This window comes from Saezia sanguinis (genome assembly GCF_003991585.1).
GTDB classification, from domain to species: Bacteria; Pseudomonadota; Gammaproteobacteria; order Burkholderiales; family Burkholderiaceae_C; genus Saezia; species Saezia sanguinis.
The window spans coordinates 118,255-138,430 of sequence record NZ_PQSP01000001.1 but is presented as its reverse complement, the minus strand read 5'-3'; the positions used below and the strand labels follow the sequence as shown (position 1 = coordinate 138,430).

General features: G+C 50.2%; 21 protein-coding genes. 10 read left to right on the top strand and 11 right to left on the bottom strand.

Annotation, left to right across the window (positions count from 1 at the left end; translation table 11 throughout):
- The first annotated feature begins 322 nt into the window (after positions 1 to 322).
- Positions 323 to 784 carry a hypothetical protein gene (locus tag CUZ56_RS00610; RefSeq protein WP_126977223.1) on the top strand — a complete coding sequence of 154 codons (462 nt, stop codon included), beginning with the start codon at positions 323 to 325 and terminating at the stop codon, positions 782 to 784.
- A gap of 100 nt (positions 785 to 884) precedes the next feature.
- Here the strand turns inward: CUZ56_RS00610 and CUZ56_RS00605 are convergent, their stop codons facing one another.
- Positions 885 to 1,604, bottom strand: a complete 720-nt coding sequence (locus CUZ56_RS00605; protein ID WP_126977221.1) for a pirin family protein — start codon at positions 1,602 to 1,604, stop codon at positions 885 to 887.
- A gap of 187 nt (positions 1,605 to 1,791) precedes the next feature.
- Between CUZ56_RS00605 and CUZ56_RS00600 the strand changes: the two genes are divergently transcribed.
- Complete coding sequence (locus tag CUZ56_RS00600; protein WP_126977219.1) at positions 1,792 to 2,697, top strand: LysR family transcriptional regulator; 906 nt, start codon at positions 1,792 to 1,794, stop codon at positions 2,695 to 2,697.
- Between the two features lie 22 nt (positions 2,698 to 2,719).
- On the opposite strand, the gene CUZ56_RS00595 is transcribed toward CUZ56_RS00600, so the two are convergent.
- A complete protein-coding gene (locus tag CUZ56_RS00595; RefSeq protein WP_126977217.1) occupies positions 2,720 to 3,235 on the bottom strand; it encodes a DUF1697 domain-containing protein in 516 nt (171 codons plus the stop codon).
- A gap of 360 nt (positions 3,236 to 3,595) precedes the next feature.
- Here CUZ56_RS00595 and CUZ56_RS00590 point away from each other — a divergent pair, with 360 nt between their 5' ends.
- From CUZ56_RS00590 to CUZ56_RS00565, 6 genes are all read left to right on the top strand, one after another.
- Entirely contained in the window at positions 3,596 to 4,135 is a 540-nt protein-coding gene (locus CUZ56_RS00590; RefSeq protein ID WP_126977215.1) for an SOS response-associated peptidase family protein, read from the top strand.
- Positions 4,136 to 4,255: 120 nt separating this feature from the next.
- Entirely contained in the window at positions 4,256 to 5,239 is a 984-nt protein-coding gene (locus CUZ56_RS00585; protein ID WP_126977213.1) for a LysR family transcriptional regulator, read from the top strand.
- Positions 5,240 to 5,478: 239 nt separating this feature from the next.
- Complete coding sequence (locus tag CUZ56_RS00580; RefSeq protein WP_126977211.1) at positions 5,479 to 5,949, top strand: CYTH domain-containing protein; 471 nt, start codon at positions 5,479 to 5,481, stop codon at positions 5,947 to 5,949.
- A gap of 15 nt (positions 5,950 to 5,964) precedes the next feature.
- On the top strand, positions 5,965 to 6,597 hold the full coding sequence (locus CUZ56_RS00575) for a hypothetical protein (protein WP_126977209.1): 633 nt from the start codon (positions 5,965 to 5,967) through the stop codon (positions 6,595 to 6,597).
- A 97-nt stretch (positions 6,598 to 6,694) separates the two neighbouring features.
- Positions 6,695 to 8,263, top strand: a complete 1,569-nt coding sequence (locus CUZ56_RS00570; protein WP_126977207.1) for an SLC13 family permease — start codon at positions 6,695 to 6,697, stop codon at positions 8,261 to 8,263.
- 46 nt (positions 8,264 to 8,309) lie between these two features.
- The gene (locus tag CUZ56_RS00565; protein ID WP_126977205.1) at positions 8,310 to 9,782 is read left to right on the top strand and encodes a hypothetical protein; all 1,473 of its coding nucleotides are present in this window, start codon (positions 8,310 to 8,312) and stop codon (positions 9,780 to 9,782) included.
- 130 nt (positions 9,783 to 9,912) lie between these two features.
- Here the strand turns inward: CUZ56_RS00565 and CUZ56_RS00560 are convergent, their stop codons facing one another.
- The 3 genes from CUZ56_RS00560 to CUZ56_RS00550 form a co-directional block, all read right to left on the bottom strand.
- Positions 9,913 to 11,460, bottom strand: a complete 1,548-nt coding sequence (locus tag CUZ56_RS00560) for a 2-isopropylmalate synthase (RefSeq protein ID WP_126978477.1) — start codon at positions 11,458 to 11,460, stop codon at positions 9,913 to 9,915.
- Between the two features lie 419 nt (positions 11,461 to 11,879).
- Complete coding sequence (pssA, locus tag CUZ56_RS00555) at positions 11,880 to 12,716, bottom strand: CDP-diacylglycerol--serine O-phosphatidyltransferase (protein WP_204250792.1); 837 nt, start codon at positions 12,714 to 12,716, stop codon at positions 11,880 to 11,882.
- Positions 12,717 to 12,726: 10 nt separating this feature from the next.
- On the bottom strand, positions 12,727 to 13,365 hold the full coding sequence (locus CUZ56_RS00550; RefSeq protein ID WP_126977203.1) for a phosphatidylserine decarboxylase: 639 nt from the start codon (positions 13,363 to 13,365) through the stop codon (positions 12,727 to 12,729).
- A 189-nt stretch (positions 13,366 to 13,554) separates the two neighbouring features.
- Here CUZ56_RS00550 and CUZ56_RS00545 point away from each other — a divergent pair, with 189 nt between their 5' ends.
- Both CUZ56_RS00545 and CUZ56_RS00540 read left to right on the top strand, forming a co-directional pair.
- Positions 13,555 to 14,022: a GyrI-like domain-containing protein gene (locus CUZ56_RS00545; protein ID WP_126977201.1), complete on the top strand. Its 468-nt coding sequence runs from the start codon at positions 13,555 to 13,557 to the stop codon at positions 14,020 to 14,022.
- 150 nt (positions 14,023 to 14,172) lie between these two features.
- On the top strand, positions 14,173 to 14,520 hold the full coding sequence (locus CUZ56_RS00540) for a DUF3592 domain-containing protein (protein WP_126977199.1): 348 nt from the start codon (positions 14,173 to 14,175) through the stop codon (positions 14,518 to 14,520).
- Positions 14,521 to 14,621: 101 nt separating this feature from the next.
- Here the strand turns inward: CUZ56_RS00540 and ilvC are convergent, their stop codons facing one another.
- The 6 genes from ilvC to CUZ56_RS00510 all read right to left on the bottom strand — a co-directional run bounded on the left by ilvC (position 14,622) and on the right by CUZ56_RS00510 (position 19,900).
- Complete coding sequence (gene ilvC, locus CUZ56_RS00535) at positions 14,622 to 15,638, bottom strand: ketol-acid reductoisomerase (protein ID WP_126977197.1); 1,017 nt, start codon at positions 15,636 to 15,638, stop codon at positions 14,622 to 14,624.
- 45 nt (positions 15,639 to 15,683) lie between these two features.
- Positions 15,684 to 16,175, bottom strand: coding sequence for an acetolactate synthase small subunit (gene ilvN / locus CUZ56_RS00530; RefSeq protein WP_126977195.1), 492 nt, complete (start codon positions 16,173 to 16,175; stop codon positions 15,684 to 15,686).
- Position 16,176: 1 nt separating this feature from the next.
- On the bottom strand, positions 16,177 to 17,955 hold the full coding sequence (locus CUZ56_RS00525; protein ID WP_126977193.1) for an acetolactate synthase 3 catalytic subunit: 1,779 nt from the start codon (positions 17,953 to 17,955) through the stop codon (positions 16,177 to 16,179).
- A gap of 239 nt (positions 17,956 to 18,194) precedes the next feature.
- Complete coding sequence (locus CUZ56_RS00520) at positions 18,195 to 18,737, bottom strand: GNAT family N-acetyltransferase (protein ID WP_126977191.1); 543 nt, start codon at positions 18,735 to 18,737, stop codon at positions 18,195 to 18,197.
- Positions 18,738 to 18,858: 121 nt separating this feature from the next.
- A complete protein-coding gene (locus CUZ56_RS00515; protein ID WP_126977189.1) occupies positions 18,859 to 19,317 on the bottom strand; it encodes a hypothetical protein in 459 nt (152 codons plus the stop codon).
- A gap of 139 nt (positions 19,318 to 19,456) precedes the next feature.
- Positions 19,457 to 19,900: an SH3 domain-containing protein gene (locus CUZ56_RS00510; RefSeq protein WP_126977187.1), complete on the bottom strand. Its 444-nt coding sequence runs from the start codon at positions 19,898 to 19,900 to the stop codon at positions 19,457 to 19,459.
- Between the last annotated feature and the right edge of the window lie 276 nt (positions 19,901 to 20,176).

Sequence of the window (20,176 nt, the reverse complement as noted above, 5' to 3'; positions counted from 1 at the left end):
AGCATCAAAAGCGTTTTTCTAATACCTCATACCCGGGCTAGTCCCATCCTGCAAGCCTGCCTCATCAGTATAAGGTATCAGTACTTTTGAATAGTCTTAAATTCAAAGCTTTGCTCTCTTATTCCAGTAACAGCAAAACCCGACTGAAACGGCTGCCACATCATCTGTACGCACAAGCATCCGAAACAGTGTTGTAATTGAACGCATCCGGGCAGGATTTTGCCCGCCAATTTCCCCTTTCTGGCTTGGCTTAACCCTACTTTCATGATGTAATTACGTCTGAGACAACACCAACATAAACAATAAAGAAAGGCTCTCAGAAATGAATATGGTATTTGCCGCCATAACTGCTGCCTCCACCGTTATATGTGCCTACCTTGTTTTCCGGCTCTACCAGCGTGACGAAAACAGAAACCATCCTTACATCAACCAGGGAAATACAAACAAATACGCCAACGGATGGACTTACATCAGTCTCATCATCTACCCCTCCACAGAACAGATACGCATTTGTAACATTGCTTCTGCCGGCCACCCAATTTCCGGCATTGCCGAGCACGGCTCTATCACCAGTGACGGGATGTATGTTCCAACCCCTATTCATACAGACGGTACAGCGTTAATCGATCTGGATATTGCCATTGTTCCATTTTTTGTTCAGGCAGAGCCGGTTTTGGTGACATTTCTGATTCAGGCCGGCGACGCAGCCCAGGTCCCTATTACCATCGGGTATGAAAGAGGACATGCTGACAAGAAAAAAACCATTGTTCATCTTCAAACATAAAACCGACTGCTACGCCCAAAGAAAATACTCAAAAAAATTACCCCGCCTGCCAAACCTCAGCAGACGGGGGAACACAGGTCAATAAGCCTGGCAGACAATATTAAAAATCAGGCAGCTCATTGGGGCGCATATCAAATACCAGCACTTCGGCCTTGTTGCCGTGGCTGAAAGCCAATTGCTGTTCGTTGCGCATGCGCACGCCATCACCTTCTTTCAGGTGCTGTCCGTTTAGCACCAGTTCACCGCGGGCAACATGCACATAAACATAACGGTTTTCAGGCACGTTCAGTGTTGCCTGTTCATCACCATCAAACAGCCCGGCATACACACGGATATCCTGGTAGACCGACAGTGCGCCATTTGCCGCATCAGGCGCAATGATCAAACGCAGTTTGCCACGCTTTTCCTCATCGCTGAAATGCACCTGCTGATACCGCGGCGTCACGCCCTTGCGGTCAGGCACAATCCAGATCTGCAGAAAATGGACATCCTGGTCCTGCTGCGGGTTCATTTCACTGTGCAGAATACCGGTGCCGGCACTCATCATCTGAACATCGCCCGGATTAATGACAGAACCATTTCCCATCGAATCCCGATGCTCAAGAGCACCTTCCAGTACATAAGAGAAAATCTCCATATCCCGGTGCGGATGCGTGCCAAAACCCTTCCCGGCTTTCACCCTGTCATCATTGATCACCAGCAGGTCTGAAAACCCCACCTGTTTAGGATCATAATAATTAGAGAATGAAAATGTATGCTGCGAGTAAAGCCAGCTCAGGTTGGCTACTCCTCGCTCATTGGCTTTACGTAGTTCAAGCATTTTGGTAACTCCTTTCGTTGGGGAAAATCATGCTTCAGTGACGCTGCATTCAATATATTTCAAAATATCGAAAATCAACTGAAAGCACCATCAACCTAATATGTGCTTATTATTCACGTTTTCAATAGACCCTACGGCGAGTGTTTTGCATTGCTATAATCGAAAATATTGAAAATAGGACATCCAAATGCCACGTTTAACGCTTGAAGCCATTCACACCATTGATACCATTGCCCGCGCGGGTTCATTCACCGCTGCGGCAGAAATACTGCATAAGGTACCTTCCACCATATCCTACACGGTCACCAAGCTGGAAGAACAAATGGGAATTCAGTTTTTTGAGCGCAATGGTCCCCGTGTCACATTGACCCCGGTCGGAGAAGAACTGCTGCACGAAGGCCGGTGCCTGCTGGCAGCCGCCAACGATCTGGAATCGCGCCTGCACCAAATGGCGCAAGGTGAAGAGATTGAACTGTACATTACACTGGACGAACTGCTGCCCCTGGCTGCTTTCACCGAAGATATTCGTGCGTTCAATGCATCTTCACACCGTACCCGGCTTCATTTTCAGCATGAGGTATTAACCGGCACCTGGGAAGCCTTAATGCAACGCCGCGCCGATCTTGTGATTGCGGCCGGAGAAGGTCCGGCTGGCGGAGGCTATAAAACGCATCCGGTCGGCTCGCTGTCGTTTGCCTTTTGTGTTGCTCCAGGTCACCCGCTGATACAGGAAAAAAAGCCATTGCATAAAAACCAGCTCATGCAACACACCGCCATTGTGATCGGTGACAGCGCACGGCATCTGCCTTTGCGCACAACAGGCCTGTATTATGGACAGCCTCAACTCACCGTCAGTTGCCTTGCCGACAAAATTGCACTGCAAAAAGCCGGGCTTGGGCACGGTTTCATCCCCAGAGCTTGCATTGCCGAGGCGCTGCATAACAAAGAACTGGTTGAACTGACCGTGACCGAGCCCAAAGCTGATGAAACGTTCTACCTGGCCTGGCGTACCGGGGAAAATGGCACCGCACTGGCCTGGTGGCAACAGCGGCTGGCCCGCCAGTGGCTGCCACAGGCCATCATCACGGCCTGACAACAAAGCGCAACACGCCCGGTCAGTTTTTACCTGATAGCATCGCTGCGAGCTTTGCCACCGTGTTCAAGTTGCGCGCTGTTCCAGCAGAGGCTGCGGACAACCTGAGTTTTGATCGCCCCATGCCGGACGGATAGTGAACGAAAACCTCCATGGCCCCAAGCACAACTTCTTCGTCTGCCTGCCCCTTCGCTGTTGCGACAATATCCGGCGCAGGTGCTTCATCGAGAAACAGGACGGCAACCTTTGCAGGAGGAGCATAGGGAAATGGATTACGCGCCAAGATATTACGCATCTGCTCGCCATCGCGCAAGACCACACCCACAAGCTTGCCACAGTAGTCCTTCAAACGCGCTTCCAGCTCCAGCTTCGCGGCACTGGCCGGCAAAGCGGTGTCGAACACAACATTACCGGATTGGATATACGTGCGCACATTCGTGAAGCCGGCCTGCTCACACATGCTACGCAAGGCATTCATCGGCAACTTGCCAGTGCCTCCGACATTGACGGCGCGAAGAAGGGCAACAAATGTATACATGAATTAAAGTCTATCACACAGCGCTACAGCCATGCTTGTTGTGGCAGTTGCATCAGCGTATGCCCTGATCAGTCGTTTTCACTGCCTGCAAACCCTACTGGTTGTCATATCGTCATGTACGCTACCGCGTTCACCCTGGAAACAGTCATACAGAATAAACGGATTTATTTTTCCCGATATGATATACAAACTCGTACATGTGGATGAACAGCATAAGTACACATAATGGCACAACGGGGAGACAATGCAAACCCATCACCTCAGATTCTTTTTTAAGGTGATACACGTGCCCGCTGGACAGCATAATGTCCCACCACAGATTCATAGTCATTTTTCCAGGGCCAATCAAAAGGATTCACCATGGAAAGCCGTACTGGGGAATGGAAGCTAAACTGGATGCCAGGCATACACAGCCCGATTCAAAGACCCATCAGTGCTATCTCCACACGCAGACCATGCCGCCATCTGATGCGATCAAACTGCTGCGCCCTGCCCGCTGACCGTTGGTTTAAATGGACAGGAAGCTGCAAAAAAAATGATCCCCGCTACATCCGCCTGCAAACAAAGACACCCATGTTTCTGGCCGGCATCGGCAGCTTCTCTGATGCCCCGAACTCTTGCAACCTTTTCCTCATTACAACCAGCCTGCAAAACAGCATGGATCTTGATGACCATTGGCCCATTGTGTTAACGCCTGAACACGCACGCGAATGGATTGATCCACAAACAACGCTGGAGAAAACAAAAGAGATTTTGCTCTACGCCAATCAAAAAGCGGGGGATTTCATCTGGCACACCGCTACCAGCATCCCAGATACAGAATTTCCGCCGCCAGGAGACAAGCACACTCCTCTCTACAACATCAATCCGTATACGGCATTCAGAAAGAACAACCCCTGACCCTCCATCCGGTTTTATTTGATCTGTTTGGCATTTAAGGCAATAATAAAAACATTAAAAATAGCGCTTCAACTGTGCAGCGGCTGTTTTATTTTATTTTAATCAACCATCGTTTTAATTATGGAATTTAAAAATAAAGTCAGCCGAATGAATCTGGAGCATTTAAAAACATTTCACTATGTTGCCAGAAGCGGGAGTTTTACCCAGGCGGCGCATATTTTATTTTTAACCCAACCGGCAGTCAGCCTGCAGATTCAGGGGCTGGAAAATTCACTGCGGGTCTCGTTATTTGACCGTTCCCGCAAAAAAATCTCCCTGACCAGCGAAGGCAAGATTCTCTACACCTATACGCAGCGCCTGTTCAGCCTTTTTGATGAAATAGACCATGTTTTTCAGGATCTGAACCATTTGCAGACAGGTTCGCTGACCATTGCGGCCACAGCCGTTATGGGCACGTACTACCTCACCAAAATCCTGCGCTACTTTAACAAACGCTTTCCGCTGGTCAGCTTCAAAATCAAAATGGGAAATTCGCAACAGGTTGTCGACTGGGTCTCCAACCAGGAAGCAGACATCGGACTGGCTGGCCGCGTATCCAACACCACCCATGTCCGGCAGGTATTCCTGCACCGAGAGCCCTATTCAGCCGTCGTCGGCGCCAACTCTCCCTTGCTGCACCTGCACAGACCCTTGACCATTGATGAATTTTTGCATTCATTTGTTGTGATGCGTGAAAAAGGAACCCGTACCCGGGTCAAAATTGAAGACTGGTTCAAAAAACATGCAGAAGGACGGCAACAGCCAATCCCCCTGATCACCATCAGCAGCCTGGAAGCAGCCAAACGGCTGGTTGCCAACGGTTTTGGCGCCACGGCCCTCCCTCACCTTGCGGTTGCAGACGAAATTGCCAGCGGCATGCTGATTCCCATTTCAGTAGAAAAATTTCAGGTCAATGCGGATTACTACCTGACGTACCAGACCAACAAAAAACTCTCGGTCGCAGCGCTGCAGTTTCTCATGCTGCTCAGGGAAGTTTCCGGCTCGCACCTCAAGGATCCCGACATTGACCAGATGCTCGCCGCTATCCAACCGATAACCGGTTGATTTTCTTTTAGTTTCATATGGCATGTGGCAATGCCGTTTTGTCTCCGGCATGCTGTGCTGCCCTCTTCTGCTTAGTTTTTCACCCATAAGCTTGACTTATGGTTGAAATATCAAATGCTGATTTTTATTCAAACACCCTTTATGCCAAAATTCATTTAAATGATAAAAACATTATTTGCATAATGAAAATAGTTATTTTTATGATGCACACGATTATATTAATTTAATAGGTGATTAATATGGCAAAGGAAATTGAAAGAAAGTTTCTGGTAATTGGTGATGAATGGCGCAAGCTCGCAAAAGGCACGCATTATCGCCAGGGATATTTGAACAGCGCCAAAGAAAGAACAGTTCGCATCCGCACGATTGACGATAAGGCCTTTTTGACCATCAAAGGCATTACCGTAGGCGTCACCCGCATGGAATATGAATATGAAATTCCACATGCGGACTGTGTTGCCATGCTGGAAAACCTGGCAGAAAAACCCATCATCGAAAAATCGCGCTACAAAATCAAGGACGGCGATGTCACCTGGGAAGTGGATGAGTTCTTTGGCGTGAATCAGGGACTGATCGTTGCAGAGGTCGAACTCAAGAGTGAAGACCAGGCTTTCAACAAACCAAGCTGGGTTGGCGAAGAAATTTCTTCGGACCCGAGGTACTTTAACTCCAATCTGGTTGCCAACCCTTACACCACCTGGAAAAAATGAGAGAGGTAAAAAGCAATGAGTACGTTTGCAAAAAATGTCGCCACCTCTGCTGAAGACGCCAGCAAGATTGTGCCGCGAGCAGAGTTTCGTGTCTTTGGCAAAGACATTATTTCTGCGGTAGAAAAGAAAATGTGGGATGTCAAAGCCGTCTTGCATGCTGCGCGTGCCATGCCCGCGGAGACCTATTTTTTATCCACCCAAACCAACGAAGCCAATGTCAAGGTACGCGATGGCCTACTGGATATTAAAACCAAAGTCGGTGAAACCCCTGAAGGCTACGAAATCTTTCAACCACGGGGCAAATTTCAGTTCCCGGTGAAAAAGGAGGAATTACAAACCATTCTCAGCCATTTGAAAGTTGACCTGAAACTGGACAAAGACAGCTATGAACTCTCCGAGTTCATCGAAATGGCGCGTCGCCACCCGGACCTGTGCGCCGTAAGCGTTGAAAAAATGCGTTACGGATTCATGGTCGATGGCATTATTTGCGAGTATGCCAAAGTGTGGTTCAACGGTGCATTGCTAGAGTCTGCCTGTTGTGAAAGTGAAAACTATGACGGCATGAAAAAAGTGGTCGATGCGCTGGGCATTGCCAGTTTACCCAATACCAATTATTTGAGAGCTGCCAAGCAGGTAGTCGGGATGTAACAGGTTGGTCACATCGGAAAATAAAGTTTTATCTGGGTGTGATGGGCAGTGAACCACCTAAGCTGCTGATCACACATCAGAAAGAAGGAGAAAGGATATGTCAACCACAGACAAAGCTGCATTTGATCCGCTGGACATGCGCAACTACTCACTTGAAAAGTTCAAGGAGATCAAAGCCGGCCCCATCATGCAAAACCTCAAGCTGATTGGTGTGCCGCTGGCGATACTGGCTTTCCTGTTTTTTGAGTTGCAATGGTGCGGAACCATCGAACTGTTTGAAACACAGACCAAAGTCCCTGCTGCTCATTGCTACAGTGCGATGGGCATTTTTGTGGCCTCGCTGATCCTTTGGTTGACAGAAGCCATCCCCAATTACCTCACATCGCTGCTGGTGGTGGTGGTTGTCATCATCACAGGCGTCATGAAAATGCGCCCCGCATTTGCCATGATGGGCGAGCCGGTGATGATTCTCAACATTGCCAGCTTCATTTTAGCCAGTGCCCTGGTCACAACGGGTCTGGCAAAGCGCATTTCGCTGGTGCTGGTGCTGCGCACCAAAAACCATCTGACCATGCTGTTTCTCTGTTTTGTTGCACTGAACCTGATTTTTGGTGCCTTCATCAGTGCCACATCCGCCAAAACAGCGCTGCTGCTGCCTTTGTTCATGGTCATCTCAGCCATATACGGCGCCACTGGTGGCGTGCGGCGCAACAACGTTGGCCGCAACATGGTGCTGCTGAACCTGCTGGCCAATAACGTTTCAGCCAGTGCCTTCCTGACCGGGTCGGCAGCCAACCTGCTGGCAGCGGCCATGCTGGAAAAAGCCGGCGCACTGGTCACTTACCAGGACTGGTTCATTGCCTTGTTTCCGCTGGCTGTCGTGCAATGCCTGATTGCCTGGTGGACAGGTACCCGCCTTATTTTCCCGATTTCCAAGGAAGACCGCAAACCCAAACTCGAAGGCGGTATGGAACGCCTGTGGGAAGAATACAAAAAACTGGGCCCAATCAAAATCAGCGAAATCAAAGCCGGCATCGTTTTCCTGACGGTACTGGCCTTGTGGTCAACCGGCAAATGGACCGGGCTGAGAGCTGAAGTGGTTGCACTGGCTGGCGCCTGTGCGGTGCTGATGCCTTCTTTCTCCAGACTGCCGGCCATTGGTGTCATGAAATGGAATGACGCCGATATTCCATGGCACATGCTGATGTTCAGCTTTGGGGCATATGTGCTGGGCGGCATGATGGATCAGACCGATATCGTCGGCCTGTATGTTCACAAAGCGTTTGACCACTGGAACATTGACCCGGCCGGTACAGGCAAGCTGATCGTGTTTGCGGTATTGAGCGGTGTGTTTGCCATCACCACACTGGTCAGCGAAAGCAAAACCGCACGTACCATTATCCTGTTCCCGATCATCATTGCCATTGCCGAGAAATACAACTGGGATCTGGTGGGCTTCTGTCTGCCCATGGCATTCATGATCAACCAGGTGTATGTGCTGTATTTCAACTCCAAACCAGCCAACATCAGCTACCTGACCGACCAGTACTCGACCGGCGACTCGTTCAAGTACGGGATGATTCAGTTGGTACTGATCTGGATTGTGCTGATACTGTGGACCCATTATGTAATGCCACTCATGGGCTTCCACAGCCAACTGTGGTAGACAGGTGGAGGCTCACGCCTCCATCTTGAACAACAGGACCAAAGCAATGATCAAGGAGTCTTTGAAAGTTCATGGCAAACGGCAGTTTGAAGTTAAACAGAAAGTGTCGTTTGCCCGTGATGCCAAAGAAGTCCGCTACCAGGTCGAAACCTATTTTTTCCTGCCCACGGCCCTGCAAATCAATAACTACACCTACACGTCAGGTGAATTCCAGCGCAGCCTGAAAAACTATGTCCGACTGCGCCCGCCCACCAAAAAACTGCGCAGCCTGTGCGCCAAAGAGGGCGTGCTCGATGAACTCAAAGAACAACTACAACAGTTTCAACAACAAACAGAACTTACTGTAGACACCTACGAAAATACATTAAAACGCTACGCACTGACATATAAACGCTCACTGCGCCTAGCGGTTAAAACCGTGCGCAAAAACACCCAGAAAAGAACGCCTGAAACCGTTGACGCAATATTGAAAGACGTAGAGAAAAGCCTGGAAGATTACCGGGCACTTTCCGGACTGGCCGCTCCCATCGAAAAAAGACTGAATTCCAACGCGTTTGCATACTGTGACGAATACATTTCTTTCATCACCACCTACTACCTCAGAGAAATGTTCACACAGTCCGATGTCCCCGCGCATGAGCAATCGCATGAACTCTGGCGCCAGGAAATGCTGTATCGCAAAGCGCACTACCCCGACAGTGTTCCGCTGCCTGGCTGCGATAATGAAATGGTGCTGTACCGCTGGAGTATCATCAAAAAATACGTCAGCCGATACCTGTTTTTGGACATCAGGCGCAAAAATGGTGCGCCCCTTTTGCTGCACTCCATCTATGGCTTTGCCGCTGCCGTGTCCATGATCTTTGCCACCTTTATCGCTTTTTTCTGGCAAGGCCGCTATGGGGCACTGAGCATCAACCTCTTTCTGGCAATGGTCATCGCTTACATATTCAAGGACCGTATCAAAGAAATCGGGCGGGAACAACTGTTTCGCATGTTTCAGAAATGGATTCCCGACCGGCGCCTGCTGATCTATAAAGATGACAAAACCGCAGTAGGCATCTGCAAGGAAACGTTCCGCTTTATCAAAGACGCATTTCTGCCCGAAGATGTCCGCAAAATGCGGCAGCAATCGCACTGGATCAAGCTGCTCAACGACCAGCGCGCCGAAGATATACTGCTGTATAAAAAAGAAGTGCTGCTGCACAACCATCCGCAACTGTTCGAACAGACACAGTATTCCATCATTGATATTACGCGCTTTAACATCACGGATTTTCTGAAATACATTGACAACGTGTTTGAAGAACTGCCGTTACTTGAAGAGGAAGATCACACCACCCTGGGCGAGCGTATTTACCATATATACGTGATTCGCCGCGTGATTTTTGGCAACCAGACCACCAGTGAGCTTGCACGCCTGGTCATTAACGCCGAAGGCATAAAAAGGCTGGAAGTTATCCAGCCTCTGAGTTCCATTGAAAAGGACAGTGAAGAAGAAAATGCGCTATCCGCCTTGTGAGCCAGCCTCGCTGCATCAGCATTCAATCCGTAAGCTCGTAGCCCCTTGAATGCTCTTCCAACCGGCAAAAGACGATCGATTCAAGTCATGCCGGTTCATTCTTCCTACCTCCATCAATTCTTAACCCCGTTTACTCGCCCTGCGCAGGAATACGCGCAGGCTGTGCCACATGCAGTTTATCCAGCGCCGCCAGGTAAGCCTGGGCCGAAGCCACCAGAATATCCGGATCTGCACCCACACCATTCACAATACGGCCAGAATGCTGCAGGCGAACAGTCACCTCACCCTGTGCCTCGGTGCTGCCGGTAATCGCATTCACCGAATACAGCACCATTTCCGCGCCACTGCCCACCACAGATTCAATCGCTTTCAGGCAGGCATCTACCGGGCCGTTACCATAGGCAGATGCCCGTTTTTCTTCGCCATCCTGAATGATGGTGACTTCCGCGTGTGGCTGCTCACCAATCGCCGAATGCTGGGAAAGCTTGACCAGCTTGTAGTGCGCAGGCTGCGCATCGGCTGTTGTATTGACATTGACCAGCGCAATCAGGTCTTCATCAAATATTTCCGTCTTGCGATCAGCAAGCTCCTTGAACTTGGCAAATGCAATGTTCAACTCATCATCCGCATCGGGCAGAATCCCTAAATCGCTCAAACGCTGCTTGAATGCACTGCGGCCGGACAACTTGCCAAGCACCAGTTTGTTGGCACTCCAGCCCACATCCTCGGCTCGCATGATTTCATAGGTATCGCGCGCTTTGAGCACGCCATCCTGGTGAATGCCTGAAGCGTGCGCAAATGCATTGGCACCCACCACCGCCTTGTTGGGCTGCACGATAAAGCCGGTTGTTTGCGCCACCAGCTTGGATGCAGGAACAATCTGTGTGGTATCAATACGCACGTCCAAATCAAAATAATCGCGCCGGGTTTTCACCGCCATCACCACCTCTTCCAGCGAACAGTTGCCGGCACGCTCACCCAAACCGTTAATGGTGCACTCCACCTGGCGCGCCCCGCCAACCTTCACACCAGCCAATGAGTTGGCTACCGCCATCCCCAGGTCATTGTGACAATGCACCGACCAGATGGCCTTGTCAGAATTCGGCACCCGCTCACGCAGCGTGCGGATAAACTCGCCATACAACTCCGGAATGCCGTAACCCACCGTGTCAGGCACGTTGATGGTTGTGGCGCCCTCCTTGATCACCGCCTCAATGATACGGCATAAAAAGTCCACTTCCGAGCGGAAACCATCTTCGGTAGAAAACTCCACATCGGCCACCAGATTGCGCGCCTGGCGAACCGATTTGCAGGCCTGTTCAAACACCTCATCAGGCGTCATGCGCAGTTTTTTCTCCATGTGCAAAGGGCTGGTGGCAATGAACGTATGAATACGGGCAGAAGCCGCTCCTTTTAACGCTTCGGCGGCACGGTTGATATCATATTCATGCGCGCGTGCCAGTGAACATACCGTGCTGTCCTTGATGGCATTGGCAATATCACGCACGCATTCAAAATCACCATTGGAAGAAGCGGCAAACCCGGCCTCAATCACATCCACCTTCATGCGTTCCAGCTGGCGGGCAATGCGCATTTTCTCCTCCCGGGTCATGGAGGCGCCGGGAGATTGTTCACCATCGCGCAAGGTGGTATCAAAAATAATCAATTGCTCAGCCATCATGGAACTCCTTTTATTTCCAGTTATTCATGTCAGTGGGTTACTGAACTGCCAACTGCGTTTCAGACTGTTCATCTGTCGCATTTATTAAAAAAACATCATGATGTTGCGCATTGACCATCGGACACGCCTCCCACTTTCCCGGTGTGAAAGTGTGCGATGGTGTCCTTTGAAAACAATTAAACGTATGTGGTTTCATTGTGCTGGTTTCTTGCGTAACAAATCAATTTAAAACTTGTACAAACCAGCACCACCAAAGAAAACGGCCCGATGCTGGTTGCATACGGGCCGCTTTTGGAAGATCAACTAAATCAGCTTGTGCGCATAGCTACTCCCTGCACCCGTATGGTACATAGTAGTAGCGCTAGCAAAGAAATAGAGAAATTTGGATACATGGCGCTCATATTACACAGAATCGGCTAATCGTGCAAGTTTTTTTCAGAATCAGCGTCTTCGTTCTGTTTAGAGCCTGCATCTTTTTTCAGCAGGCTAACTTTTTTACCATGGCAGCGTTGCCAAAAATAGACAACATAGCCCGATACGCCATAACACATGAAAACAAAGAAAAGCACATGCGCCGGTTTGTAGGCAATCAATGCCAGCGCCAGCGCAATCACCACCAGCACAATAAACGGAACCGACTTGCGCAGATTAATGACCTTGAAACTGTAAAACGGTATGTTAGACACCATGGTCAGGCCCGCGAACAGCGTCAGCACAAACGCCAGCCAGCTCAGTTGGCGGCCATTGAACTCCATGTTGGTCATCATCCAGACAAAACCAGCCACAATGGCTGCAGCGGCCGGGCTGGGCAGTCCCTGGAAAAACCGTTTATCCACCACCCCGATATTGGCGTTAAAGCGGGCAAGACGCAAGGCGCCACAGGCGCAGAACACAAATGCAGCAATCCAGCCCAGTTTACCCAAATCACGCAAGGCCCATTCATACATCACCAGTGCAGGGGCAGCACCAAACGACACCATATCAGATAAGGAATCAAACTGCTCCCCAAATTCACTGGCAGTCCCTGTCATGCGGGCGACACGGCCATCAAAGCCGTCCAGAATCATGGCACAGAAAATACCAACGGCTGCAGAATCGTATTGCCTGTTCATCGCCATCACAATGGCGTAAAAACCACCAAACAAAGCCGCCAGCGTAAACAGGTTCGGGAATAAATAAATCCCCTTTTTCCTCAACTGCTCACGGCGGCTCATGGTCGCAGGCTGTTCCTGATCTGAAGTGTGTCTCATCATCCATCAAGCATTAAAAAGTCGCCAAAATGGTACTGGTTGCATACACCTTGTCACCAGGAGCCACACAAGGCGTGACATCCGGCGGCAGATACACGTCCACCCGTGAACCAAAGCGAATAAAACCGTAGCGATCGCCTTTTTCCAGCGCATCCCCAGGCTTCACATAACACAGAATACGGCGCGCCACCAGGCCGGCAACCTGCACCTGGGTCACGGTCTGACCATTGGACGCCTTGATCACCACCGCATTGCGCTCATTTTGCGTAGATGCCTTATCCAGGTCTGCATTGATAAATGAGCCCGGAAAATACTGCACGCTTTCCACGGTCCCGTTGACCGAGGCACGATTGGAATGCACATTAAAAACATTCATGAACACGCTGATCAATAACGCATCACGCTGGGTATGCGGATCCAGCACCTGCTCTACTTTCACAATGCGCCCATCGGCAGGCGCCAGGATAGCCTCCTCCTGCACCGGAACCGGTCTGGGCGGGTCGCGGAAAAACTGCACCACAAATACCAGCAGCACCCAGACTAAAAAAGCGATCCAGCCAGGCAGAAAAAAGGAAGCAAAAACAGCCAGAAAAAAGGTCAGCGCTATAAAAGGCCAACCCTCTTTAGCAATCAGAGGATGAGGATAATTCATAAGCAATAAAAATAAGGCGTTGAAGTTATAACCAGGCAAACCTGATATGCAAGTTTCTGATTATGCATCTAAACAGCTAACCCTGTCAGGGATGTCCGTAGTATTACCAGATTTCCCTTGATTTAACATGTCAATTACAGCATGATTCAGTAAAAGCTTTTCACACCCCTTTTGAACTCATGGTGACATATGCCCAGAATCTCAGACATTGCCATTATTGAAGTGCCCGAACAAGCTACTGCTGTCATCAAAACCACCACGCGGGTGCAGGACCTGCCCCTGCTTATCGGACAGAGCTACAGCGCCATTGCCGCCTATTTGAAAAAACACGATGCCTGGATGACCGATATCCCCTTTGCGGCCTACCACAATATGGACATGCAGAACCTTCAGGTCGAAATCGGCTTTCCTGTAGCAAAAGCCCTGCCTGCACATGAAACCATTCAGGCCGGCAGCATCCCTGCTGGCAAAATTGCCTTTTGCATGTATCTGGGCCCTTATCAGCAGGTAGAGCCTGTGTATAAGGAAATGATGCGGTGGATTGAGGATAACGGCTATGCGATTGCCGGGCCCGCTTATGAGTATTACTACAACGGCCCGGGCTTTCCCGAAGAACAGTTTCTGACCAGAATCGTTTTCCCGGTTCAGAAAAAATGACGCCATTCACTTATTTATGGTGCCCCGTTCTGCCACTTGTTTGATAGCTTGCTGCCAACAATGAAAACTGCAGAAAAAATATTTTGGATACTGGCCGGGCTCATTGCATTAGGCTTGCTATATCTCGTAGTATTTTCTCTGGGAAAACCAATGCTCTGGTTTTTAATAGGAATTACGCTACTAGGCATTGGATACTCTGTCCCGTTTATGCTGGCATTTCGGGCTCAACAAAAAGAAAACAAACACCTGCTGGCAACCGGTGCTGAAAGCGAAGCGGTGATCACAGGTTATCAAACCCGTGCAACCCGATATGCTGTGTACCACTACGTGCAATACCAGTTCACGGCCGCCAGCGGCAATCAAATTGATTGCACCAAAAGAATCGGCCAATATGAACAGGAGTTTCCTGCCGGCACCCAAGTCAAAGTCAGGTATATGCCGCAATACCCCAGCATTTCCATTTTGCTGCCTTATGCCAAAACACAGATACCGTCATAAGTCGTCATACGTGTGGCGGGCAGCACCATTGCAAAATCAGCTTTGACAACTTCCAATAAAAAAGCTGGCAGTTGCCAGCTTTTTTATCGTGCACAAACAAATCAGTTACGGCTCTTATCCACCAGCTTGTTCTGAGCAATCCAGGGCATCATCGCACGCAGCTTGCCACCCACAACCTCAATCGGGTGTTCAGCGGTCAAGCGGCGACGGCTTTGCAGCGTTGGTGCGCCAGCCTTGTTTTCCAGAATAAAGCTCTTGGCATATTCACCGGTCTGAATGTCTTTCAGAGCCTGGCGCATGGCATTTTTGGTCTGCTCGGTCACAACACGCGGACCGGTCACATACTCGCCATACTCCGCATTATTGGAAATGGAGTAATTCATGTTGGCAATACCGCCTTCATAAATCAGATCAACAATCAGCTTCAGTTCATGCAGGCACTCAAAGTAGGCCATTTCAGGTGCATAACCGGCTTCCACCAGTGTTTCAAAACCTGCTTTGATCAGCTCAACCGCACCACCGCACAAAACAGCCTGTTCACCAAACAGGTCGGTTTCAGTTTCTTCACGGAAAGTGGTTTCAATGATGCCGGCACGGCCGCCACCATTGGCCATCGCGTAGGACAGCGCCAGATCGCGCGCCTTGCCGCTTTTATCCTGGTAAACCGCGATCAGGTGCGGTACACCACCACCGGCCTTGTAGGTGCTGCGCACGGTATGTCCCGGTGCTTTGGGAGCGACCATCCACACATCCAGATCTTCGCGCGGCTGTACCTGGCCATAATGCACACCAAAGCCATGCGCAAACACGAGCGATGCGCCCTGCTTGATGTTGGGAGCCACCTCTTTGGCATACACCTCGGGAATGCTTTCATCAGGCAGCAAAATCATCACCACATCTGCGCCCTTAACCGACTCGGCAACCTCTTTCACCGACAGGCCTGCGCCTTCCGCTTTTTTCCATGAAGCGCCGCCTTTGCGCAGGCCAACCGTCACTTTAACGCCACTTTCGTGCAGATTCTGCGCATGTGCATGACCCTGGCTGCCATAACCTACGATTGTGACACTTTTACCTTTGATTAAACTTAAATCACAATCTTTATCGTAATAAACCTTCACATTGACTCCTTTCAAATATATCAGTCATTTTCATTCAAAAATTCATTAAACCCGCAGGATACGTTCCCCGCGCCCGATGCCACTGGCCCCAGTGCGCACCGTTTCCAGAATTGCGGCCCGATCTATCGCCTGCAAGAATGCATCATTCTTGGCCTGATTGCCGGTCAGCTCAATGGTGTAGCTTTTATCGGTCACATCCACAATGTGCCCGCGGAAAATATCAGCCATGCGCTTCATTTCCTCACGCTCTTTGCCTACCGCACGCACTTTGACAATCATCAACTCACGCTCGATGTAGCTGCCCTCGGTCAGGTCCACCACCTTCACCACCTCGATCAGGCGGTTCAGGTGCTTAACAATCTGCTCCAGCACCTCATCAGAACCGTGCGTCACAATCGTCATGCGCGACAGCGATGCGTCTTCAGTTGGCGCAACCGTCAGGCTTTCAATGTTATAGCCACGTGCAGAAAACAACCCCACCACACGGCTCAGGGCACCGGCCTCATTCTCGAGCAATACTGCAACAATATGTTTCATGTCACTTTCCCTCCATATTGCGCAACAGCATCTCTGTAATCCCCTTGCCGGCTTGCACCATGGGGAATACGTTTTCTGTCGGATCGGTTCTGAAGTCAATGAACACCGCTTTGTCTTTGAGCTTGCGTGCCTCCTGGATAGCTGCTTCCACATCCTGCGGGCGGTCTACACGCATTCCCACATGGCCATAGGCCTCTGCCAGTTTGACAAAATCAGGCAGCGACTCCATGTACGTATGTGAATAGCGTCCGCCGTATTCCAGCTCCTGCCACTGGCGCACCATGCCCAGATAACGGTTGTTCAGCGCCAGAATTTTGACCGGCAGTTTATGCTGAAACGCCGTGGAAAGCTCCTGAATATTCATCTGGATGGAACCTTCACCGGTAATGCAGAATACTTCCGCATTCGGAAATGCCTTTTTCACACCCAGCGCATAGGGCAGCCCGACACCCATCGTGCCCAGCCCACCGGAATTGATCCAGCGGCGCGGCTCGTCAAAACGGAAAAACTGTGCCGCCCACATCTGGTGCTGCCCGACGTCAGACGTGATGTAGACATCATCCCCCTGCGTCAGGTTCCACAGTGTTTCAATCACTTTCTGCGGTTTGATCACGTCCTCATTGGCGCGGTCATAAGCCAGGCAGTCTTTCTGCCGCCACTGGTTGATCTGCTTCCACCAGGGTGCAATCTGTGCAGCATCGGCCTTGAAGTTCTGCTCTTTCAGCAGCGCCAGCATTTCATCCAGCACTTCACCCACATCGCCCACAATCGGAATGTCCACCTTGATGCGCTTGGAAATTGAAGATGGGTCAATATCGATGTGAATCACCTTGCGCTCATTTTGCATAAAGTGCTTGATATTGCCCACCACCCGGTCGTCAAAACGCGCGCCGACAGCCAGCAGCACATCACAGTGCTGCATGGCATGGTTGGCTTCCAGCGTGCCGTGCATGCCCAGCATGCCCAAAAACTTGGGGTCTGAGGCCGGGTAAGCACCCAGCCCCATCAGGGTATGGGTGACCGGGAAGCCCAATGTATTCACCAATGCCCGCAATTGCGGACAGGCATCACTGAGGATAACGCCGCCGCCGGTATAGATATAAGGCCGTTTGGCAGACAGCAGCAACTGCAGTGCCTTTTTGATCTGCCCTGTATGCCCTTTGCGCACCGGGTTATATGAACGCATTTCAAGCGTTTTCGGATACGCAAATTTAGTGGTTTTGGCCGACACGTCTTTCGGAATGTCCACCACCACAGGGCCGGGACGTCCGGTGCGGGCAATGTGAAATGCTTTTTTGATGGAGATCGCCAGATCTTTCACATCGTTCACCAGAATATTGTGCTTGACAATAGGCCGGGTGATCCCCACGGCATCACTTTCCTGGAATGCATCAGAGCCAATCAGAGCAGTTCCAACCTGCCCGCTGATCACCACCAGCGGAATCGAATCCATATACGCGGTGGCAATACCTGTTACCGCATTGGTCAGGCCCGGCCCGGATGTAACCAGCGCCACCCCGACATTACCGGTTGAGCGCGCATAGCCTTCTGCCGCATGTACGGCAGCCTGTTCATGGCGTACCAGCAAATGCTCAACTTTGTCCTGCTTGTAAAGCGCGTCGTAGATGTACAGCACAGCGCCGCCAGGATAACCCCAGACATGCTGGACTCCCTCTTCCTGTAAACATCTGACAAGAATTTCAGAGCCATTGAGCTCTTCTGTATGAGAGGCCGCAGCCTCTTGATCCGCAGAACTGCTATCTGCATGTGTATGAGTCATTTTTTTACCTTTCGGAATTTCTCTAACGAAAAACGATTGGTGCCCTTACCCTTATCCTTGTGAGACAGAATCAGGACTTCCGCACCTGAGGACAACAGCCAGCATGGTCAGCAGCCAATCCCAGAGCGTTTATGTTGTTTAACTGGATGATTATGACACCGAATCGAAAACTTCGCTTTGCATTTTATTTTATATGAAGCATCTGATCGGCAGAATAACAACAGCACTTTGCTCAAACATCAAACCGTATAACGCATGGCGCACCGCCTTTCAATCGGCACCCCATGTTCCTGCTCAGCCATCAGCACACCCTCCAGACGAGGCCCCCACTCATCCTTGGGCACCATCAAAAAGCCCAAATGCTGATACCACGGCGCATTCCAGGGTACGTCCTGAAAAGTTGTCAAGGTCACGGCTTTCAATTGCTGCTCACGCGCATAGGCCAGCACGGCATGAACCAGGCCGCGCCCGACTCCCTGCCTCTGGTAATCCGCATGCACCGAGAGTTCCCAGATATGCAGCGCATCATCAAACAGCTCGGCGCTGATAAAACCGATAATCGCCCCACCAGTCACATCAGTCACATCAGTCACATCAGTCAATTCTGCCACCCAGGAGGTTCGCCTGAGAATGCTTTGCTGATGCGCCTGGACAGACATCACCGTGTCATCGGCAATCCATGCCAGTTCGGCAACAGTGCGAAACAACTGCCCGGCAGAGCGCTCAACGGCAGGCAGTTGATAGGCATCGTCAAGTTCGGCCAGACGGATTGAAAAAGACATTGTTATTCCCGTTGAAAAACATCACGCACATGGTGAAATGCAGCAGGTCCTTCAAGGCTGCCGCTCATTGTGTTCAGCATCCGCCGCACCCACCCGGGCACCCAGGCGCCCGCATATGCCATTACTGCAGCGTTTCTATCACCGGCACGGATGGTATTTTTTTCATCGTGCCACTCCAGGTATTGACCAAACGGTCCTCATCATACAAGGCGCCGTTGACATGGCAAGTACTGCCGCTTCTAACCACCAGTTCAAACCCGTTCAACATCGAGTCCTTGATTTTAAACTTGGAGTATATGCAGTCATGAACCACGTGGAAGGTTCCGACCTGTATTCCCAAAGACACATTGTCAGACTCATATTCATAAACGTTTTCGGAAACCTTTTTAAACCGGTAATTGTTATAAATCTTACCGTAAGGCCCGTTCACCCAGCTTTTATTGAGCAGCGTATCCCCATCCGCTTCAATCGCGGACTGCCCTGAGCCATATGTGACCCGTCCTTCACAGTTGGTGAAAGTAGCCACAACTTCCCAGACTGCTTCCTCTGACAATAAATGGCGCTTTTTCGTTCTTTTCATGTCCCATGAGTCCTCCTGTCCAGCTTGAGCATATCATTTCTGCTACCCAACAGCCATAAAAAAAGAGCCTGTTATGGCTCTTTTTTGACCTAGAACAATCATTGCAACCTGCCTGCAAGGCTGGCTGACCAGAGTTCCCTTATTTCCACCCCCACACATAGTTGGCAGAAATCCAGCCGGTTGTACCGCCAATACGGACTTTGACCCAGCCGCCCTGCAAACCAAGCCTTTCCATCACCGTGCCATACTCCACTTTGTCAACAATACGTGCTGAGGTTGCAGGCGTAGCTCTGAGGTTGACAGTATCACCGGTCACAATCACATAAGGTGATTTGTTCACCGACTGGGCATAAATCCACGACACATCTTTTTCAAAATCGCGAACCTGAATCCAGTTACCCTGCCGTTTTACCACTTCCAGCGGATAACCTTGAATCACTTTCCATTGAACCGGATGGTTGGAGCCCGGACCACTGCGCAGATTGGCCTCCTTGATAGACACACTGACCATCTCTGCACGCGCAACTCCCGCAAATAGGACAAAAACAAACCCTAATAAAATCCAAGCAATTCGACGGGACATGAATCCTCCATGTTAATACAACGCGTACCAGTCATGGTTACAGCGAATCAGACGACAAACACCTATAACCCAATAGGTTCTAAGCAACTCCGGAAAGTTCTGCCTATTTTATGCGAACCCTCCGGATGCAACCTCTTTCATGAAAAACCAGGCTAATAGTTGAATTTTCCGCTGGTGTATCATTTCTCGATACCCAACGGCACCCACACAAAGCAAATTCTTTTCACATGATCACAATGTGCAAAAAAGCCGGTGTCTCATTTTTCTGCAACACAT

Coding starts and splice junctions, on each gene's coding strand:
- CUZ56_RS00585 (WP_126977213.1), top strand. CDS start 4,256: ATGGAATTTAAAAATAAAGTCAGCCGAATGAATCTGGAGCATTTAAAA.
- CUZ56_RS00525 (WP_126977193.1), bottom strand. CDS start 17,955: ATGACTCATACACATGCAGATAGCAGTTCTGCGGATCAAGAGGCTGCG.
- CUZ56_RS00600 (WP_126977219.1), top strand. CDS start 1,792: ATGCCACGTTTAACGCTTGAAGCCATTCACACCATTGATACCATTGCC.
- CUZ56_RS00540 (WP_126977199.1), top strand. CDS start 14,173: ATGCTCTGGTTTTTAATAGGAATTACGCTACTAGGCATTGGATACTCT.
- CUZ56_RS00545 (WP_126977201.1), top strand. CDS start 13,555: ATGCCCAGAATCTCAGACATTGCCATTATTGAAGTGCCCGAACAAGCT.
- ilvN (WP_126977195.1), bottom strand. CDS start 16,175: ATGAAACATATTGTTGCAGTATTGCTCGAGAATGAGGCCGGTGCCCTG.
- CUZ56_RS00605 (WP_126977221.1), bottom strand. CDS start 1,604: ATGCTTGAACTACGTAAAGCCAATGAGCGAGGAGTAGCCAACCTGAGC.
- CUZ56_RS00515 (WP_126977189.1), bottom strand. CDS start 19,317: ATGAAAAGAACGAAAAAGCGCCATTTATTGTCAGAGGAAGCAGTCTGG.
- CUZ56_RS00550 (WP_126977203.1), bottom strand. CDS start 13,365: ATGAATTATCCTCATCCTCTGATTGCTAAAGAGGGTTGGCCTTTTATA.
- CUZ56_RS00560 (WP_126978477.1), bottom strand. CDS start 11,460: ATGGCTGAGCAATTGATTATTTTTGATACCACCTTGCGCGATGGTGAA.
- pssA (WP_204250792.1), bottom strand. CDS start 12,716: ATGATGAGACACACTTCAGATCAGGAACAGCCTGCGACCATGAGCCGC.
- CUZ56_RS00565 (WP_126977205.1), top strand. CDS start 8,310: ATGATCAAGGAGTCTTTGAAAGTTCATGGCAAACGGCAGTTTGAAGTT.
- CUZ56_RS00610 (WP_126977223.1), top strand. CDS start 323: ATGAATATGGTATTTGCCGCCATAACTGCTGCCTCCACCGTTATATGT.
- CUZ56_RS00570 (WP_126977207.1), top strand. CDS start 6,695: ATGTCAACCACAGACAAAGCTGCATTTGATCCGCTGGACATGCGCAAC.
- CUZ56_RS00580 (WP_126977211.1), top strand. CDS start 5,479: ATGGCAAAGGAAATTGAAAGAAAGTTTCTGGTAATTGGTGATGAATGG.
- CUZ56_RS00595 (WP_126977217.1), bottom strand. CDS start 3,235: ATGTATACATTTGTTGCCCTTCTTCGCGCCGTCAATGTCGGAGGCACT.
- CUZ56_RS00575 (WP_126977209.1), top strand. CDS start 5,965: ATGAGTACGTTTGCAAAAAATGTCGCCACCTCTGCTGAAGACGCCAGC.
- CUZ56_RS00510 (WP_126977187.1), bottom strand. CDS start 19,900: ATGTCCCGTCGAATTGCTTGGATTTTATTAGGGTTTGTTTTTGTCCTA.
- CUZ56_RS00590 (WP_126977215.1), top strand. CDS start 3,596: ATGGAAAGCCGTACTGGGGAATGGAAGCTAAACTGGATGCCAGGCATA.
- CUZ56_RS00520 (WP_126977191.1), bottom strand. CDS start 18,737: ATGTCTTTTTCAATCCGTCTGGCCGAACTTGACGATGCCTATCAACTG.